The sequence below is a fragment of the Streptomyces sp. NBRC 110611 genome, assembly GCF_001590865.1.
Taxonomy (GTDB): Bacteria; Actinomycetota; Actinomycetes; order Streptomycetales; family Streptomycetaceae; genus Streptomyces.
Genome location: NZ_BBUY01000003.1, coordinates 126,867 through 143,901, shown reverse-complemented (window position 1 = coordinate 143,901; position 17,035 = coordinate 126,867). Strand labels below are relative to the sequence as shown.

Annotated in this window: 18 protein-coding genes; 8 read left to right on the top strand and 10 right to left on the bottom strand. The window is 68.8% G+C overall.

Features of this window, described 5'->3' with window-relative positions; genetic code table 11:
- Nucleotides 1-55: 55 nt before the first annotated feature.
- Nucleotides 56-502, top strand: a complete 447-nt coding sequence (locus AZE13_RS08800) for a DUF6463 family protein (protein ID WP_066928783.1) — start codon at nt 56-58, stop codon at nt 500-502.
- A gap of 13 nt (nt 503-515) precedes the next feature.
- Here AZE13_RS08800 and AZE13_RS08795 read toward each other — a convergent pair whose 3' ends face one another.
- Nucleotides 516-920 carry a MerR family transcriptional regulator gene (locus AZE13_RS08795; protein ID WP_066928781.1) on the bottom strand — a complete coding sequence of 135 codons (405 nt, stop codon included), beginning with the start codon at nt 918-920 and terminating at the stop codon, nt 516-518.
- 445 nt (nt 921-1,365) lie between these two features.
- On the opposite strand from AZE13_RS08795, the gene AZE13_RS08790 reads away from it, so the two are divergent.
- A complete protein-coding gene (locus tag AZE13_RS08790) occupies nt 1,366-2,871 on the top strand; it encodes a SulP family inorganic anion transporter (protein WP_066928779.1) in 1,506 nt (501 codons plus the stop codon).
- An 83-nt stretch (nt 2,872-2,954) separates the two neighbouring features.
- Here AZE13_RS08790 and AZE13_RS08785 read toward each other — a convergent pair whose 3' ends face one another.
- Complete coding sequence (locus AZE13_RS08785) at nt 2,955-3,302, bottom strand: hypothetical protein (RefSeq protein WP_066928777.1); 348 nt, start codon at nt 3,300-3,302, stop codon at nt 2,955-2,957.
- Between the two features lie 240 nt (nt 3,303-3,542).
- On the opposite strand from AZE13_RS08785, the gene AZE13_RS08780 reads away from it, so the two are divergent.
- Nucleotides 3,543-3,845 (top strand): DUF427 domain-containing protein, encoded by a 303-nt coding sequence (locus AZE13_RS08780; RefSeq protein ID WP_066928775.1) that lies wholly within the window; start codon nt 3,543-3,545, stop codon nt 3,843-3,845.
- A gap of 231 nt (nt 3,846-4,076) precedes the next feature.
- A complete protein-coding gene (locus AZE13_RS08775; RefSeq protein WP_066928774.1) occupies nt 4,077-4,460 on the top strand; it encodes a VOC family protein in 384 nt (127 codons plus the stop codon).
- A gap of 134 nt (nt 4,461-4,594) precedes the next feature.
- On the opposite strand, the gene AZE13_RS08770 is transcribed toward AZE13_RS08775, so the two are convergent.
- Complete coding sequence (locus tag AZE13_RS08770; RefSeq protein ID WP_066928772.1) at nt 4,595-5,578, bottom strand: TetR/AcrR family transcriptional regulator C-terminal domain-containing protein; 984 nt, start codon at nt 5,576-5,578, stop codon at nt 4,595-4,597.
- A gap of 169 nt (nt 5,579-5,747) precedes the next feature.
- On the opposite strand from AZE13_RS08770, the gene AZE13_RS08765 reads away from it, so the two are divergent.
- Nucleotides 5,748-6,857, top strand: coding sequence for an FAD-dependent monooxygenase (locus tag AZE13_RS08765; RefSeq protein WP_066928770.1), 1,110 nt, complete (start codon nt 5,748-5,750; stop codon nt 6,855-6,857).
- A gap of 853 nt (nt 6,858-7,710) precedes the next feature.
- Nucleotides 7,711-9,189 (top strand): MFS transporter, encoded by a 1,479-nt coding sequence (locus AZE13_RS08760; protein ID WP_066928768.1) that lies wholly within the window; start codon nt 7,711-7,713, stop codon nt 9,187-9,189.
- 890 nt (nt 9,190-10,079) lie between these two features.
- On the opposite strand, the gene AZE13_RS08755 is transcribed toward AZE13_RS08760, so the two are convergent.
- From AZE13_RS08755 to AZE13_RS08730, 6 genes are all read right to left on the bottom strand, one after another.
- Nucleotides 10,080-11,321 (bottom strand): PP2C family protein-serine/threonine phosphatase, encoded by a 1,242-nt coding sequence (locus AZE13_RS08755; protein WP_066928766.1) that lies wholly within the window; start codon nt 11,319-11,321, stop codon nt 10,080-10,082.
- Nucleotides 11,322-11,472: 151 nt separating this feature from the next.
- Complete coding sequence (locus tag AZE13_RS08750) at nt 11,473-11,895, bottom strand: YjbQ family protein (protein ID WP_066928764.1); 423 nt, start codon at nt 11,893-11,895, stop codon at nt 11,473-11,475.
- A gap of 68 nt (nt 11,896-11,963) precedes the next feature.
- Entirely contained in the window at nt 11,964-12,236 is a 273-nt protein-coding gene (locus tag AZE13_RS08745; RefSeq protein WP_066928762.1) for a hypothetical protein, read from the bottom strand.
- A 91-nt stretch (nt 12,237-12,327) separates the two neighbouring features.
- The gene (locus AZE13_RS08740) at nt 12,328-12,588 is read right to left on the bottom strand and encodes a hypothetical protein (RefSeq protein WP_066928760.1); all 261 of its coding nucleotides are present in this window, start codon (nt 12,586-12,588) and stop codon (nt 12,328-12,330) included.
- 96 nt (nt 12,589-12,684) lie between these two features.
- Nucleotides 12,685-12,909, bottom strand: a complete 225-nt coding sequence (locus AZE13_RS08735) for a hypothetical protein (protein WP_066928758.1) — start codon at nt 12,907-12,909, stop codon at nt 12,685-12,687.
- A gap of 4 nt (nt 12,910-12,913) precedes the next feature.
- Nucleotides 12,914-13,474 carry a DUF5994 family protein gene (locus AZE13_RS08730; protein ID WP_066928756.1) on the bottom strand — a complete coding sequence of 187 codons (561 nt, stop codon included), beginning with the start codon at nt 13,472-13,474 and terminating at the stop codon, nt 12,914-12,916.
- A 286-nt stretch (nt 13,475-13,760) separates the two neighbouring features.
- On the opposite strand from AZE13_RS08730, the gene AZE13_RS08725 reads away from it, so the two are divergent.
- Together AZE13_RS08725 and AZE13_RS08720 are read left to right on the top strand one after the other, a co-directional pair.
- Nucleotides 13,761-14,285, top strand: a complete 525-nt coding sequence (locus AZE13_RS08725) for a DUF5994 family protein (protein ID WP_066928754.1) — start codon at nt 13,761-13,763, stop codon at nt 14,283-14,285.
- A 177-nt stretch (nt 14,286-14,462) separates the two neighbouring features.
- Nucleotides 14,463-14,987: a MepB family protein gene (locus tag AZE13_RS08720; RefSeq protein WP_066928752.1), complete on the top strand. Its 525-nt coding sequence runs from the start codon at nt 14,463-14,465 to the stop codon at nt 14,985-14,987.
- A 450-nt stretch (nt 14,988-15,437) separates the two neighbouring features.
- On the opposite strand, the gene AZE13_RS08715 is transcribed toward AZE13_RS08720, so the two are convergent.
- Nucleotides 15,438-16,808 carry a VanZ family protein gene (locus AZE13_RS08715; RefSeq protein ID WP_066928750.1) on the bottom strand — a complete coding sequence of 457 codons (1,371 nt, stop codon included), beginning with the start codon at nt 16,806-16,808 and terminating at the stop codon, nt 15,438-15,440.
- Nucleotides 16,809-17,035 lie beyond the last annotated feature (227 nt).

Genomic DNA, 17,035 nt, shown 5'->3' with positions numbered 1-17,035 from the left:
TGAAACCAAGAGTATCGAAACCGTTGGTTCCGTAATTCCGAACGGGAGAACTCAGATGATCAAATGCGCCGGCTGGCTCCTCGTGTTCCTCGGAGCCGCGCATACGCTGCTCGCCCTGACGCTGGAGGGAGCGGCGCGCTACGCCGGGGAGTGGTTCAGCGGGGCGCTGTGGGGCGAGGGCTTCTCCGATATGAGCCCGGCCAACAGCGTGCTCTGGCTGTCCCTGGAGAGCTTCGGCCCGCCGCTCGTCGTGGTCGGCCTGATCGTCCTGTGGCTGGACCGCCGCGGCATCACGCCACCGCCGTTCCTCGCCTGGACACTGGGGATCTGGGGCGTGGTGGACGCCGTCATCCTCATCACCACGCCCTGGCCGCTCCCCCTGCTCGCGAGCATCCTGCTGCTGGTCGGCGGCCGCCGCGCCGCCCGCCGCGACGCGCACGCCCCCGAGGGGCCACGAATGGGGCGCACGGAGGCGCCCGGAGGCGCACGGACAAGGCCCTAGACGGTGGCGGCGTTCAGACGGTGGCGGCCTGGGTGAGACGTGCGTGCAGGGTGGCCGCGAATTCCTCGGCCCGCGCCAGCTGCGTACGGAGATCCGCCACGCGTCGCTGCGCGGCCTCTTCGAAGCCGCGCACCCGCTCCAGGAGCTCCTCGCGGTCCGTGGCGGACAACTCCTCGCCGGAGTCGAGCCGGTCGGTGGCGGCGAGCAGGGCGCGCATCTCGTCCAGGGTGAAGCCGAGTGGTTTCATCCGGCGGATGACCATCAGGCGGGCGACGTCGGCCTCGGCGTAGAGGCGGAAGCCGCCCTGTGAGCGGGCGGAGGGGATGACCAGGCCGGTCTCCTCGTAGTGCCGGATGGTGCGCAGCGACAGCTCGGTCCGTGCGGCAACCTCGCCGATCTGCATGTGCTCGCTGCCCACGCGCCTGCCTTCCTCGCCTCGCGCGGCGGTCGCGGCGACCGCCTTCCATCTCTACCGTAACGTTAGGGTAGAGTCGTTGATGTCGGGGTCGGCTCATGGTGCCGTCCCCGCTCCATGGTGCGGGATGCCTCCCGCGCCTTTCTGCCGTGTCGGGGCCGACGACGCCCCCGGCGAAGTCCGATGCCTGCAGGAGAGAGCGTGCGCATGCCCATGATGCCCAGCGCCGCCGCCTGCCCGCCGTGACCCTTCGCCCCTGAGCGGCGTGGCGGAGTTCCGGCTCCCGCCCGTTCCCGCCCGCTGCCGCCCGTTCCCGTCCGCTCCCGCCCGCTCCGCCCTGTGACTTCAGTCCGCCGCTCGCGGACGCCGCGGCGAGCCGCCCCGGCTCCCCGCTCTTCCCGCACGCCCCAGGTGACGCCGGGTGTGCCCGAGCACGACAGGTCCTCTCTTGTCCACTTCCGCACCGTCCCCCGCCGCGCGCCTGCGCGGTCTGCGTCCCAGCTGGCTGTCCGACCCCAAGGTCTGGCGCACCGAGGTCCTGGCCGGCCTCGTCGTCGCCCTGGCGCTGATACCCGAGGCGATCTCGTTCTCGATCATCGCCGGAGTCGACCCGGCCATCGGCCTGTTCGCCTCCTTCACGATGGCCGTGACCATCGCGATCGTCGGCGGGCGCCCGGCGATGATCTCCGCCGCCACCGGCGCCGTCGCCCTGGTCATCGCCCCGCTCAACCGCGAACACGGCCTCGGCTACCTGGTCGCCGCGGTCATCCTCGCCGGCGTCTTCCAGATCGTCCTGGGCGCTCTCGGTGTCGCGAAGCTGATGCGGTTCGTGCCCCGCTCGGTGATGGTCGGCTTCGTCAACGCCCTCGCGATCCTGATCTTCATGGCCCAGGTGCCGGAAATGACGGACGTGCCCTGGCCCGTCTACCCGCTCATCGCGGGCGGCCTGCTGCTCATGATCTTCTTCCCGAAGGTCACCAGAGTGATCCCGGCCCCGCTGGTGTCCATCGCCGTCCTCACCGCCATCACGGTCGCCGCCGGGATCGCGGTACCGACCGTCGGCGGCAAGGGAGACCTGCCCTCCTCCCTGCCCGTGCCGGGTCTGCCGGACGTGCCGTTCACCCTGGACACCCTGACCACCATCGCCCCCTACGCGCTCGCCATGGCGCTGGTCGGCCTGATGGAGTCGCTGATGACGGCCAAGCTGGTCGACGACATCACCGACACCCGCTCCTCCAAGACCCGGGAGTCCATCGGCCAGGGCATCGCCAACATCGTCACCGGCTTCTTCGGCGGCATGGGCGGCTGCGCCATGATCGGCCAGACGATGATCAACGTACGGGTCTCCGGCGCCCGTACCCGCCTTTCCACGTTCCTGGCGGGCGCGTTCCTGATGGTGCTGTGCATCGTCTTCGGCCCGGTCGTCTCCGACATCCCCATGGCCGCCCTCGTCGCCGTCATGATCATGGTGTCGTTCGCGACCTTCGACTGGCACTCCCTCGCACCGAAGACGCTCACGCGCCTGCCCGTCGGCGAGATCGCCGTCATGGTCATCACCGTCGCCTGCGTGGTGGCCACGCACAACCTCGCCATCGGCGTCGTCGTCGGCACCCTCACCGCCATGGTCATCTTCGCCAAGCGCGTCGCCCACCTGGCCAGTGTCACCTCGGTCACCGACCCTGACGGCACCAGCGTCGTCTACTCCGTCACCGGCGAACTCTTCTTCGCCTCCTCCAACGACCTGGTCAACCGGTTCCACTACGCCACCGACCCCGACAAGGTTGTCATCGACCTCACCGCTGCCCATATCTGGGACGCCTCCTCCGTCGCCGCCCTCGACGCCATCGAGACGAAGTACAAGGAGCGCGGCAAGACCGTCGAGATCACCGGCCTCAACCAGTCCAGCGCCCACCTCCACGGGAAGCTCAGCGGCGAACTCACCGGCAGCCACTAGCCACAGGCCCTAGCCACCAGGGTGCTTCTGACGGGGATCCGTGGGGCAAGGAGCGGGCCCGGCAGCCCGCCGCGCCTGGCCCCTCACCCCTCCCCGGGTGTTCCGGCCGGACCGCTCGCTGCCAGGGCCCGGCGCAGGTCCGCGACGGTGGGTGCCCCGTCGGTGGTGCCGTCGGCGTGGCGGTAGAGCCGGCAGGACAGGCTGGGCCGGACGCCCGGCTCGGCGAACGGGTCGGTGCCGTTCACCAGGACGGCGGGTGAGCCGTTCATCCCCCGTCGGACGGCCTCTTCCTCGTCGGGCACCTCGACCCGGTCCACCGGCACCGTCCGGCCCGCGAGGGCGGTGGCGATGCGTACGCGGACGAGCGGGGCGTTCGGGCAGCCCGGCACTGTCAGCACCGTGATCCGTGTCGTCGTCTCCGGCTGGTTCATGGCGGGCCCCTTTCCGGTTTCTGTTTTTCTGGCTTCCGGTCGCGGTCCTCCGCCTGTCTGGACGGTAGACCTTGTCCGGAGACCTTGTCCGGCGCTGTGCGAGCACGGGATCGCTCGAACGGTGAGCGCGTCGGTGAATGGTGAGCGCCGTTACGGAAGCGGCCTTCCGCCCGCGCCTAGCGTCGTCATATCCGGGAAACCGAATCCCGGCATATCCAGCACATGCGGAGGAGCAGGAACATGCTGCGGGCAGTATGGAACGGCACGGTGATCGCACAAGCCCCGCACACCGTGATCGTGGAGGGCAATCACTACTTCCCGCCCGAGGCGCTGCACCGGGAGTACTTCACCCGGAGCCGGTCGAGGTCGCTGTGCTTCTGGAAAGGGCTCGCCCGGTACTACGACGTCACCGTGGACGGTCTCACCCATCCGAACGCGGCCTGGTACTACCCGCACCCGAGCCCCCTGGCCCGCCGGATCAAGGACCATGTGGCGTTCGGGCGCGGCATCACGATCGAGGACGAGCCGGAGCCGGCACCATGACCGCCCGCCGCCCGCATCGCCTGCCCCTCCTGCCCCTCCCGCTCCTCCATCGGGCGGCCTACTACCGGCGGCGGACCCGTACCGGGGACCGGCGGACCAGGACCAACGACCGATCGCGCGCCCGCCGGCCCGGCTTATACGTTCCTCTACGTTCCCCGCACAACCATTCGCGTTCCCCGCGTAACCAATTCGACGGGCCCTGCCGGGGCCCGGCATCCCCGGAGGAGCTCCATGCGTGTCACCGCCTTCGACCACCTGGTTCTGAACGTCGCCGACGTCGAGCGATCGCTGGCCTTCTACTGCGGACCGCTCGGTCTGGAGCCGGTCCGCGTGGACGCCTGGCGCGCGGGCGAGGTGCCCTTCCCCTCTGTGCGCGTGAGCCCGACGACCATCATCGACCTCATCCAGGGACCCCGCGAGGGCTCCAATGTCGACCACCTCTGCCTGGTCGTCGAGCCCCTCGACTGGCAGGAGGTCATCGACTCGGGCGAGTTCACGGTGGTCGACGGCCCCGGACCGCGCTTCGGCGCCCGCGGCGAGGGCCAGTCCCTGTACGTCACCGACCCGGACGGCAACACCATCGAACTCCGCTGGTACCCGCACGACGCGTCGTAGGTCGCTTCTGACGGGCCTCCGGGAGAGCGGCGACTTCGCAGGTGACGGCGGCGACTTGGCGGGTGGTCTTGGCGTCGGTCCTGCCCCGAGGGGCGAGGTCAAGGTCAAGCCGCGGTTCCACGCCCCGCGTTCCCTCACCTCACCGCCGTCGCTCCGCTGCCTTCGATGAGGGGGGTCAGGCCGTCGAGGAGTGCCCTGAGGCCGGATTCGAAGAGCGCGTCGAGCCGCAGGTCATAGCCGTCGTCGAAGGCTCCGAGGACCTTGGCGAAGGTCGGGAATCGGCCGGATTCCACCAGTTCCTCGAGGGTGGCGGCCCGGCTGTCCATCCACTGGTCCTCCGACTGGCCTGTGGAGGCTTCGGCGTGCGCCTCCCACTCCAGGTTCACGGCCAGGCCCTGGACATGGCTGTAGAGCAGGACGTGGACGTCGAACAGCGTGGCGCGGTCGAGGCCGTGGCCGTCGAGGGCACGCAGCATCCATTCGCCGTGGGCGATCAGATTGGGCACGAGCAACGGGCGGGTGAGGGGGCCGAGCTGGGCCAGCCACGGGTGCCTGCGGTACACGGCCCACAGCGTCCGGGAGCCCAACTCGATGCGGGCGCGCCACCCTTCGGGCGCTTCGGTGGGGTAGGACGGCTCGCCGAAGGCGGCGTCGGCCATGAGCAGGACGAGGTTGTCCTTGCCTGTGACATACCGGTAGGGGGACATGGCAGCGACGCCGAGCCGGGCCGCGACGCCGCGCATGGACAGCGCGGACAGCCCTTCGGCATCGGCGATGCCGATGGCGGCGCGGACGATCCGTTCGAGGCTCAACTCCTGCTCAGCAGCCGCGGCGGGCGACGAGCGCTTGCGCAATGGCGCGCCGGGAACCGCCCCGGCATCGGCCGTCCCGGCGACGACCGTACCGGCCCGAGGACGGGTCTCGACAAGTCCCTCAAGACGCAGGGTGGTCAGGGCTTTGGTGGCGGTGGCGAGGGCGACCCCCCATTGCCTGGCGAGCTGACGAGTTGAGGGAACCCGGTCCCCGGGGGCGAGTTCGCCGTCGCTGATGCGCTGGCGGATCCCGGCAACGATGCGCAGATAGGGCGGCTGACCGGATGCGCCCGTGGGTTTCGTCACGTCGTGCGGCCTTCCTCTCCTGTACTAGTGCAGAGGCTAGCAGCAAAGACCCCGAAATCTCGGCAACTGCCCTAGTACACCCCGCCAATATGCCCAGTTGAGAGCCCCACGCGTACGCCGTACGTTCCATCACGTTCAATCTGCGTACAGCGTAATGAAGGAGCTTCCCATGCAGGCCGTCCTCATCTCCGGCGGCGGCATCGCCGGGCCCGTGCTCGCCTACTGGCTGCACCGCCACGGCTTCGCCCCCACGGTTGTCGAACGCGCCCCGGGCCCGCGGCCGGGCGGTCAGGCCGTGGACATCCGCGGCGTCGCACTCGACGTCATCGAGCGGATGGGCCTGCTGGAACCGGCGCAACACGTACGCACCCGGATGCGCGGCATGTCGGTCCTCGCCCCCGACGGCCACGAGATCGAGCGCTCCACCGAGACGGCCTGGAGCAGCGGCCGGCTCGACACCGACGACATCGAGCTGCTGCGTGAGGACCTGGTGCGGATGGTGTACGACCACACCCTCGCGGATGTCGAGTACCTCTTCGGCAACAGCATCACCGCGCTGGACGAGAACGAGAACGGCGTGCACGTCGACTTCGCCCACGGGGCGTCCCGCACGTTCGACCTCGTGATCGGGGCCGACGGCCTGCGCTCGACCGTTCGGCGCCTGGTCTTCGGCCCCGAGGATCACTTCGCCCACCACCTGGGCAGCTACCTCTCGGTGTTCAGCGCGGACAACTTCCTCTCACTGGACCACTGGCAGCTGTGGCTGCGGGACGGCGACGCGGGTTTCTGCATCATGCCCGTACGCGACAACACCGAGCTCAGGATCGCCTTCGGCTTCGAGTCCCCGCCGCTCGCCGGTCACCTGCGCGACACCGGGGCCCTGCGGCAGCACGTCGCCGGCCGGCTCGCCGCCCTGACGTGGGAAGGGGCCCGTCTGGCCGAGGCCGCCCGGAACGCGCCCGACTTCTACTGCGACGCCATGGCCCAGATCCGGATGGACCGCTGGTCGCTGGGCAGGGTGGCCCTGCTCGGCGACGCCGGCTGGTGCCCTTCCCCGCTCTCCGGGCAGGGCACCAGCCTGGCCCTCGTCGGCGCCCACGTACTGGCCGACTGCCTCGCCCGGGCGCACGGCGACCACCACGCCGCGTACGCCCGCTACGAGCACCGGATGCGCCCCTTCGTCACCCTCAACCAGTCCCTGGCCACCGAGAACCCCGGCGGCCCCCCAGCCGAAGCATCCCTCACACACGCCAAGAACGCCCTCCGCCTGGACACCTGAACCCTGCCCCCGTACCCGTGAGGGAGCCCACCAACGGCGCTGCCCATCCTGCGCGGTTTCGGCGGACGTACGGCAAAGGCAGACGGCTCGCAGACACCCCGGAAGACGTGCCCCAAGAGTCCCGGTAGGACCAGTGCGCCTTGGCGGATATGGGCTCGGCGCATATCCGGCACGGCTCGCCGCCGGTGGCGCGCTCGGCTGCGGCGAGGATGGGGCCCAGTAGGAATCGCCCGACACCTCGCGGGTCCTGGCCGGGTCGGGCACGGGCGGGGTCCCCGGCGGTCACGCGCTGGGAGAAGCCGACCAAGATCTTCTCCCGCATTTCTCCCAAACGATCTGCGGAAACGAATCAAGGGCCTCATCCACTCAGCGGATCAGGCCCTTGACCTGGTATTTCACCTGTCGGGGTGGCGGGATTTCAACCCACGACCTCTTCGTCCCGAATGAGGATCGGAGAGTGATCTTGCCTGCGGGGGATCTTGCGGACTGAAGAGTGACCTTGCGGGCCCGGCAGGCTGCGGCGGGGTAGCGGGTGAGTTATCGCGTTGCACGGACGCCGGAGGGGCTTTTAGCCTGTTTGAGTTCCGCCTGTGCCCGTTCCGGGGCCCGGCGCTGTGTTTCGAGGTGACGACTTATCTCCCAGGCCAAGTAGCCGTCCGCAGTTCCCCACGTTCTGAGGCGTTGAACGTGTCCGGGGGCGGACGTCGCGCTGGCCTGAGTTGCGTCACCCACCCCCGCATTTCCCTGTCATTTTCCGGGTGCAGCTCTGCCGGCTGCCCCGGGTTTCGTGATTCTCTCACCCCGGCGCGGCTGACGGCAGGGCTCCCCGACTCCTTGAATCAGGAGCCCCACAGTGCCTTCCCCCGCGCTCGACAACGAGCCGCAGCACACCACCCAGCCCCCAGCCCACCCCACACCTGGACCGTCGAAGATGGCTTCGGGGGCCTGGATCGCCCTCTTGGTGCTGCTGGGCGCCGAGCTGATGGACATGATCGACCAGTCGGTCGTCCTGACCGCCCTGCCCGCGATCCAGGAGTCGACCGGCGCCGGACCGGCCGCGGTGCAGTGGCTGACCACCGGCTATTCGCTTCCCGTAGCCGTCGGGCTGATCACCGGCGGGCGCCTCGGCGACCTCTACGGCCGGCGAAAGATCCTCCTCATCGGCACCATCGTGTTCACCGCGGCCTCGCTGCTGTGCGGTCTGGCCACCGGGCCGGTCGTGCTGATCGGTGCCCGCCTGCTCCAGGGCGTCGCGGTGGCCCTGATGATCCCGCAGATCCTGGCCACCCTCCACGTCACCTTCGAGGGACAGAACCGCAGCAAGACGTTCGGTCTCTACGGGGCGGTCCTCTCTCTCGCCAACGTCCTGGGCCCGGTGCTGGGCGGCCTGCTCACCGAGGCCGACCTGTTCGGGCTCTCCTGGCGGCCGATCTTCCTGGTCAACGTGCCCGTCGGCCTCGCCGTGCTCCTCCTGGGACGCCGGTTCATCCCCGAGTCGACCGTCCAGAAGGCCAACCGGCTCGACCTCACCGGGATGCTGCTGTCCGCACTGGCCATCGTCCTGATCGTCTTCCCGCTCTCCGAGGGGCACCTCCATCACTGGCCGCTGTGGTGCTTCGCCATGCTCGCCACCGGTCTCCTTGCGCTGGGCGTCTTCCTGCGCCACCAGCAGCGCAAGCAGGACAAGGCGCCCCTCGTGCCCCTGTCCCTCTTCCGGGGCAGGCAGTTCTCCGGCGGCATGGCCGCGCAGCTGATGCACGGCCTGCTGTGCGGGCTGTTCTTCATGACCTGGACCCTCTACCTCCAGCGCGGACTGGGCATGAGCCCCTTCCACGCGGCCCTGGCCTTCGTACTGCTCTCCCTCGGAGAGCTGGCCGGCGCGACGCTCGCGGCGAAGAGCGGCGGGCGCTTCGCCCGCCGCCTTCCCCAGGCCGGAGCCCTCATCGCGTCCGCTTCGATGGCCGCCTACGGACTCCAGGCCGCCGGAGGCCAGGCAGACCTGACCCTGCTGGCGATGACCGCTCCGGTGGTACTGATCGGGTTCGGCCTCGGCATGGTCAGCGGCCCGCTCGCCGACCTGTCGCTGGCCCGCGTCCCGCACGAGAACGCCGGAGCCGCCTCCGGACTGTTCAACACCGCCATCCACCTGGGCATCGCCCTCGGCACCGCGCTGACCGCCCTGGTGTTCTTCGCCACCACTGGCGGCTCGCCCGACGCCGGACTCAACCGCGACGCGTTCATCACGGTGCTGTGGTGGGTCGGCGGCGCCCTCACCCTGATGTGGGCCCTGATGTTCTGCCTGCCCAAGCACACGAAGAGCCAGGCCGCGTAAGCCAGTTCCCCAAGGCGGCGGCACCCGCCCAGTGCCGCCGCCCCCTCCTCTCCCCGTACACCTCACACAGCCACGAGAGCTGAAACCTCATGCCTATGCCCAACAACCAGACCTTGTGGACACCTACGGGTACGGGATCCGATGGGCGGCCGGGCCGAACCGCCGCCCATCGAAAACGATAGGCAGGACTTCACAACCTCGGCGCACGCTCCGAAGGCCGCTCTTCACCTTGCCGGTCACCCCCACCCGGCGGCGCAGCCCCATCGGCACCGGACCGTGCCAAACGAACTACCTTCCCCAGGGCTCATTTTGCGTCCGTAATATCACGCCCCCTCAGGTGCAGGTACTCAAGTCATAGGAGATGTGTCTCGCTATTCGAGGAGATGGACCGCCAAGGCGCCTGAGTCGGTGCGGGAGTTCGCGGAATCAGCCCCTCCGTCAGCAGATGGGGCGGGTGGACGGCTGGTCGATCTGAGAGTGGTCTAGACAACAAACAAACCCCAGGCCACTGACCTGGGGCTTCTGCATGGAGCGGCTGTCGGGAATCGAACCCGCGCTCTGAGCTTGGGAGTCAGGGGGTTTTCGGGTGGCCAATGCCTTCCTGACCAGGGGAGACGCCGCTGGTGGGGGAGGTGCGCTCGGGCACGTCTCCGGCCCTTGTCGACCGCTGTTTACCGCTCCGTCTGGCACGGAAGTGGCACGGTGGCTCGCCGAGGCTGTGGTGTCGCCAGATCTGGGCCGTGCGTGAGGGTTCTTCAGGTGTTCGAGTCTGCCCGAACGGCTGTGGTTTGCTGACGTGAAGGGGATCGTGCGGGCTCCGCGAGTCCCGAGCGCTGCGAGAAGAAGCAGCGGGAGAGCCGGCTCTGCCACATGGTGGTGCGGCTGTCGGCTCACTCCAGGACGGCGAGGTGGTCGGCGGCGCCCCCGCGCCACTCGATCAGGAAGAGGGTTGCGTCGTCGCTGGTGCTCCCGCCCCGCTTCTGTTTCAGGGTGTGGGAGAGCGAGCGCACCACCGCCCGCACTCCCTTCTCTGTGTGCTCGATGCGGTTGACCCAGTGGATGAGTTGTTCCTCGCCGAACTGCTCTTCGCCGGCTTCGTGCTCCTCGATCAGGCCGTCGGTGAAGCACAGCACCCGGTCGCCGCGTTGCAACATCTGCTCGCTGATCTGGGGCTCTTCACCACCGAAGCCAACGGGCAAGGTGGTCGGGCTCTCCAGCTGCCGGACCACCTGGCCGTTGCGGATCAGCAGTGGTGCGGGGTGGCCGGCGTTGACCCACTGCAGGTGGCCCGTTGTGATGTTGAGGCGCATCATCTGCGCGGTGACGAAGTGATCGGGCCCGAATTGCTCGGCGATGGCCCGGTCCATGAACGCGTAGATCTCGGACAGACCGACTGCGGCGCGTCTGGCGTGACGGTAGGCGCCGATGGCGACGGTCGCCATGGTGGCGGCATCCGGGCCGTGGCCCATCGCATCGATCATGGCCACGTGCAGGATGTCCTCGTTGAGGGCGTAGTCGAAGCTGTCGCCGGCGACGTTGTAGGCGGGCTCCAGGATTCCCGCCACCGCGACCTGCGGGACGGACATCGCCAGCGGCGGTAGCAGGGACCACTGGATCTCCGCGGCCAAGCTCATCGGTTCGCGGCGCCGGGCGAGGAAGAACTGGTCGGTGTAGCTGTGCTTGGTGACCAGCAGGTCGGCGACGAGGCCGGCAAGTCTGCGCAACAAGCGCCGGTCATCGTCATCGACGGTGTCCAGGGTGAGAGCCAGCACGCCCACCTGGTCGCTGCCGTCCAGTAGCGGCAGATACAGCCGGACGCCGTCGTCCTGCGGTACCTCGACAGGGGTCCCGGCCAGGAAGGCTGCGCCTGCGTGCGAGTCACCGATCAGCTCGGGCCGGCCGACGACCAGCCGCCTACCTGGCAGCGGCACCAGCAGCAGCTGCGCATAGTCCTGCAGGAGGATCGAGATATCCCGGCCACCGACCCTGGCCGCCTCTTCCGCGACCAGCGGGGCGATCAGCTGCGGCGGCATCTCGTGCGCCCGGTCCAGCAGCACCCCCAGCAGCCGCTCGCCGAACCCCTCCGACCGGTCCACCGTGTCCTTGCCCGGCTGCCGATCACCCTCCGCCATAGCCTTGCCCTTTCGCCTCACCAGCCTGATTTCGCTTCATCTGCCGAGCCGGCGGTCTCCGATGAGTTCACAGGGCAGCCTGATCTGAGTGCGGTCCTGGCAGAGGACGGCTGGCTCGGTCTTCGGGGAGACCAGGTGCAGGGTCGTGTGGTCAGCTGAGGAAAGACAGCCGGACTTGGCGTTCCGGGTTGTCGCGGTCGGTGTTCACCAGTACGACGGACTGTGACGCCCCCAGCTCCAGCTCACCGTCGACTACGGGCAATGTGGCGTGCGGTGGGACCAGAGCCGGGAGCATGTGGGCGCTGCCGCGGCCTGGACTGCCGTGGCGGTCTTGCCAGCGGTCGTCCGCCGGAAGAATGTCGTAGAGGGCCGCCAACAGGTCATCGTCGCTGCCCGCGCCGGTCTCGATGATGGCCAGGCCGGACGTCGCGTGGGGGGTGAAGATGTTCAGCAGACCGTTTCGCCCGTGAGCGGCCTCCCGGAGGAACGCGGAGCATGCGTTCGTGAGGTCGTGCAGGGTCTCCGTGGAGCCGGTGGTGATGTTGATCGTGCGGGTGGTGAAGGTGCCAGCCATGGTTCACCGGTACCCGTCGCGGAGCCCGAGCGCTAACGGCCGGATGGGTGAACAGCCTTCGCTTCGCGTCAGCCCTGCTCCTCCTCTTCGGCTTCCATGAGCCGGATTCCCTGGTGCGTCAGCGTGACCATCACAGGTGTGTTCCCTTGTGCCCAGTCGACGGTGACGAGCCCTTCGCCCACCAGATATGCGCAGGCGGCGGCCAGATCCTGCTCGGGGATCTGAAGATCGTCGCGCAGCTTTGCCCCGGTGACGCCGAGGAAGCGATTGCCTTCCGTGGTCTCGTACAGGGCTTTCATGATCGCATCGCGGTAGTGTTTCCGCTCTTGCAGTGTTGCCATGATCGCTGTCCACTCGTGTCGGCGCCGACTCGGAGCCTGTGGGACAGGCGACGCAGTACGCCCGCCCCGCTGTCCGTTGCTGGCTCTGGCTTCAGATTTCGTCCGTCTGTGTGCGGGCGTCCCCGGAGGATCGGCTGGTCACCAGCCAGGGCTGCGCCGGCTCTGGTGTGTGGGTGGTGTCGACGGTGAGGTGGAGGCGGGTTCCGCCTGAGTCGTCGACGGGGTAGCTGCGCTGTTCGGTGGCGGCGAAGTGACGACGGAGAACGTCTGCGACCTGACGGGCGGTTTCGGGTGACGCGGCGACGATGCGTACGTCGGCGCGTCCGGCCGAGGGGAGTTCTGGTGGCTTCATGGTGGCCTCGTTCCTTCGGGGACGGCAGGATGACGTGTCGATGGGTGTGATGCCGTCGCGTCACACCCACCGCCCCCGGTCAGGAAAAGGTCGGTGTCATCTGCGGCCCCCGGTGTGGTGCTCGTGGTGGGTGGTTACGGGCAGTTCAGTGGGCTCGGTCGGCTGTCGGTTCGGGCAGCTCCGCCGTCCGGATCCTCGCAGGGCTTCGCTGTGGGGGAACGCTGCGATCCGCTCGTCATGCTGCGCGTTGAGCAGATGGATCAGAGCCATGCCCGCGACGATCATGAGGATGATCACGGCTACGGTGATGATCGTCTCCACGTCCTCACCTCCCTCGGGCGGAGGTCAGGAACTCGGCCGGTTTCTCTGCCGCCGAGGCGGCTCCGCCGTCGGTCTCCCACTCTTCTTCCTCCTGCAGCTCCTCCTGCGCGTGACGGGTGGTGTCCTCGCTCGTCATCAGCGCGCTGGCGGTGTGGAGGCCGCCGGGGGTGGCCGCGGCGGACATCAGCCGGGCGGCGGCGGCAGCGCCGGTCTCCGGAGGGATCACCAGCAGGTCCCAGCGGCCCGCGGTGTAGGAGTGGAGGATCAGCTTGTTCGGGTCCTGCTCTTCGGCGAACCAACCCACGTGCACCGTGTGCCCGGTCGCCGGCACCTTTCGCGGCACCACGGGCCAGTGGGTCGGGTTCACCGTGACATGGGTGATCCGGCCCCAGCGCGCATCCAGCACGTCGGTCAGAGCGGGAATTTCGCGGGAGAGATCGCGAGAGCGTGGCCACCAAGCGCCATCCAGGAGACCCGGAGGCGATCCTGCCGGAGTGAAGGAGAGGCGGGCCGGTGACGAAGGTACGCGCTCGCTGGTGATCGTACGGTCGGTGGTCGCGGTCATGGCGCGGACCTGTCTCCGGGGCTCGTCGTCGACGTCCCGGTGTTGTTGCTCACCGAGAGCGACACCGGCGTCGGGGCCGGTGCGCGAAGTACTCCCGGTCTCTTCACTCTACTCCGGTCAACCGTCCGTAAAGGGGGCGTGTGACCAGGAACTCTCCTGGCGAATGCGGGTCTGGCTCCGCCGCCGTGCGGCACGCCCGCGTTGCCCCGGCACGCGGAGTACGGTGAAGTGACGAGGGCACCTCGCCGCGGGCGGACGCACTGCCCCGGAAGGCGGGTGAACACACATGGCCGACTCCGACACTCCCCGCGTCCCGCAGCTTCTGCCGGACGCGGTCCACCAGGCCGTCAGGCCCGGGACGGCCCTCTTGCGGCTGGTGACCACGCACACCCGCGAGCAGGTTCTCGACGGCGCGTGGTGGCCGCGTTCGCGCAACATCGACGCCGAGCTCCCCGGTCTGATCGCTGCGCTGACCGAGCATCTCGGCCCCGTCCTGCGCGTCGGCCTGGACGCCGATGCCTGGGAAGAACTGCCGACGCGTCTGGTCATCGGCGACCGGGTCGTGCACATCGACTCCTTCCCGGTCGGTGACGACACCGTCCTGATCACCCGAGGCGACCAGGACCACTTCTCCCTGCTGGTGGTTCCGCCGCATGCGACACCTGAAGCCGCCCGCGCCGCGATGGCCAGGTCCGTGGAGGCCGGCAACGTCACCCAGGCCGAGCAGATCCTCATCGACACCGGTACCCGTCGCGCCCACCCGGTTCTGGCGGAAGAGCCTCGGACGGGCCGCGAACACGGCGAGCGGTGAGGAAGCCGTCGAGGCTTCGTCGCTCCTTCGACGACAAGGGATACAGGGGGTGGCGGTGCGAGCGTCTTCAACGCTGGTCAGAATGAGACTGGAGCGCAGGAACCGAACCTGCGCCCCGGCGGCTGGTGGCATGAGGGGCCAAAGCAGTGCGCACGGGCGCGATGACAGGATGACGGCATGGTGACGAATCAGCCGTGGACAGGGTTTCACGGTGACCTGCTGGCGGCGAAGGCGTTGGTGTACGACCCGAGCGGTTTCGCCTGCTCACTACCGGTGCCCGAACGGGAGAGTGCCGAGTACGCGGCGTGCGCGTTCACGCTCGATGGGCGCTCGGTTCGGTTCCGCGTGGCCAAGACCACCCCGACGAAGGTGGGCCAGTTCGTCACCGTGTGGCAGCGGTCTGCGGAGGGGCCGATCCGTCCTTTCGACGCCGACGACGGGGTGGACCTCTTCGTCATCAGCAGCCGCGACGACGACGGCTTCGGACAGTTCGTGTTCCCGCGCGAGGTGTTGTGCGAGCGCAACATCGTCTCCCGCAACGGCTCCGGCGGGAAACGTGGATTCCGCGTCTATCCACCGTGGGTGACCACGACCAACCGGCAGGCCCGCAGCACCCAGGCATGGCAGGTGAACTACTTCTTCAACCTCGGCCAGACCGGGCATACCGACCTGACGCGCGCCCGCGCCCTCTACCACCCATAGGTGCCCGCTGCGCCACGGCGTCCGGCTACTGGGCGAAAGGGGCGGAGAGGAGTCGCCGGGCAAGCCTGCGGATGCCGTCCCCGAGGGGCCACGAGAGTTGCGTCTCACGACTCGATATGGCGGACGATCGAATCGCTCAGGAGGGTCTTGTGGATGCCAACTCCACGCGTTAGTCGGTCCCTTATGGCACGCGAATGGCACGCGACCCAATAATGATCTAGACCACAACCAAGGCCCAGGTCTCCGACCTGGGCCTCAACTCTGGAGCGGGTGACGGGAATCGAACCCGCGCTCTGAGCTTGGGAATCAGGGGGCTTTCGAGGGGGAACGCCCGTCTGATCAGCGAAGACGCCGCAGGGGCGTGGGGGCGCCCATCTGAATCTATGCCCCTCGGTGACCGCTGTTTACTGGTCTGTCTGGCACGGCACTGGCACGTGTCGGGCCGCCCGCTCACGCACGGGAGTACGGCTGATCTGGCGGTTCTTGCGTCATCACACCGTTGCCAGGGGGCGGTGCGGGGTGAAGGGGCGCAGATGGCCACCAGGTCGTCTGGGGGCCGCCGGGCTCCGCCATCGGCCATGACGCGGGTGGGGCGACCGGGCTGGGCGGGGCGACTGGGTTGGGTGGGTTGACGGGCTTGCGTGCTCGTGTGTGGGGGCAGGCGTGATTGCGGACGCCGGAGCGGGCTTCGTGTGGGCCCAGGCCCTGGGGGTGGCGGCGGACGGCGGCCACGTATGCGCCGATCAGAGTCAGGCAGGCGGCCGGGGGCAGCAGCAGGACGAATCCGGACGCCGGGGCTGCCGAGAGGTTCCGGAAGACGACCTCGTCGGCGAGCTGGATCGGTACGGAGGGGTCGGCGACGGTAGCCAGGAGCACACCTGTGGCGAGGCATGTGAGTACCAGGGGCGGGCTCAGGAGCAGGGCGCGTAGCGCTAGCCGTGCGGGGTTCGGTCGCTTGCCATCCGGTGTGACCAGTCGCAGCAGCAGTACGTGTTTGCCCGGAGTTGCGCCGGTCAGCCAGGGGAAGACGACGAACCACAGTGCGAAGGCGAACGGTGGCGCGAACAGCATTGCCTCAGTGCCGGGCCCGAAGTAGGCAATGACCGCGATGATCCAGCTCAGTACGGTGACGCCGGTCGCGTCCAGGAGGAGTGCGACGAGTCGGCGGCCGAAGGGGACCTTGCCGGCGGCGAGCGGGGTGAGCGCGCGGTCGTCCAGGACGTCCAGCTCGGGCAGCACCCGGGCTAGCGGTCCGGCGACGGCCCAGCCGAGGGCGGCGCCAGCAGTGTTGACGATGAGGTCGTCGACTGCGAAGAGACGGTAGGGGCAGTCGTAGAGGCCCCAGAGTCCGGTGTACTGGGTGAGTTCGAAGAACAGCGAGGCGATGAAGCCGGCTGCTGTGGCGGCGGGGAAGCCGCGGCGGAAATGGATGCGGACGAAAGCCCCCAGCGGCAGCAAGAGGATCAGGTTGAACACGGTCTGCCAGAAGGCAGGGTTGTGCACGATCAGGGCGCTGAGGGTGGCGCGGTGGTGGGACTCCTTCCAGATGTCGGAGAGGGCGACGCCGGTGGTGAGCTGGGGGTGGGCGAAGGACGGGTATGCCTTGCACACGTCCACGGAGGGTTTGGGGAGGGGCACGATCGTCATACAGAAGGCGGTGAGCGCGTAGTACACGCCGCCGTAGAGCGACAGCACCCGCCAGCGGGTCATGATGCCGTGCCGCCGGTAGAGAACGATGGCCGTCGGCACGAACGTCACGAAGGCCAGTGCGGGGAAGATCAGCGCGGCTGTACCGATGGGCAGCAGATAGATCGCGTTCATGCCGGGTCCCCCGCAGGCCGCAGCAGATGAACGAGGGCCAGTGTCGGCCGTGGTGGTGTGGTGAGGGGGTGTCCCCACGAAGGCTCGGTGATCGTCACGATGTTCCTCACTTGGTGATGACGCGGCCGACAGTCAGTGGTGGGGTGACGTGGTCGGCCGCGTCAGGGGGAGTTGAGGCCGTAGAGCGGTCGGCTCCGCGTGACCGGCGCGCCGGCTCGCCTCACGCT

What these genes read in the sequence shown, in the direction of transcription:
- AZE13_RS08800 (WP_066928783.1), top strand. Translation starts at nt 56, where the DNA reads ATGATCAAATGCGCCGGCTGGCTCCTCGTGTTCCTCGGAGCCGCGCAT.
- AZE13_RS08785 (WP_066928777.1), bottom strand. Translation starts at nt 3,302, where the DNA reads ATGAACCAGCCGGAGACGACGACACGGATCACGGTGCTGACAGTGCCG.
- AZE13_RS08780 (WP_066928775.1), top strand. Translation starts at nt 3,543, where the DNA reads ATGCTGCGGGCAGTATGGAACGGCACGGTGATCGCACAAGCCCCGCAC.
- AZE13_RS08775 (WP_066928774.1), top strand. Translation starts at nt 4,077, where the DNA reads ATGCGTGTCACCGCCTTCGACCACCTGGTTCTGAACGTCGCCGACGTC.
- AZE13_RS08765 (WP_066928770.1), top strand. Translation starts at nt 5,748, where the DNA reads ATGCAGGCCGTCCTCATCTCCGGCGGCGGCATCGCCGGGCCCGTGCTC.
- AZE13_RS08755 (WP_066928766.1), bottom strand. Translation starts at nt 11,321, where the DNA reads ATGGCGGAGGGTGATCGGCAGCCGGGCAAGGACACGGTGGACCGGTCG.
- AZE13_RS08750 (WP_066928764.1), bottom strand. Translation starts at nt 11,895, where the DNA reads ATGGCTGGCACCTTCACCACCCGCACGATCAACATCACCACCGGCTCC.
- AZE13_RS08745 (WP_066928762.1), bottom strand. Translation starts at nt 12,236, where the DNA reads ATGGCAACACTGCAAGAGCGGAAACACTACCGCGATGCGATCATGAAA.
- AZE13_RS08740 (WP_066928760.1), bottom strand. Translation starts at nt 12,588, where the DNA reads ATGAAGCCACCAGAACTCCCCTCGGCCGGACGCGCCGACGTACGCATC.
- AZE13_RS08730 (WP_066928756.1), bottom strand. Translation starts at nt 13,474, where the DNA reads ATGACCGCGACCACCGACCGTACGATCACCAGCGAGCGCGTACCTTCG.
- AZE13_RS08725 (WP_066928754.1), top strand. Translation starts at nt 13,761, where the DNA reads ATGGCCGACTCCGACACTCCCCGCGTCCCGCAGCTTCTGCCGGACGCG.
- AZE13_RS08720 (WP_066928752.1), top strand. Translation starts at nt 14,463, where the DNA reads ATGGTGACGAATCAGCCGTGGACAGGGTTTCACGGTGACCTGCTGGCG.
- AZE13_RS08715 (WP_066928750.1), bottom strand. Translation starts at nt 16,808, where the DNA reads ATGAACGCGATCTATCTGCTGCCCATCGGTACAGCCGCGCTGATCTTC.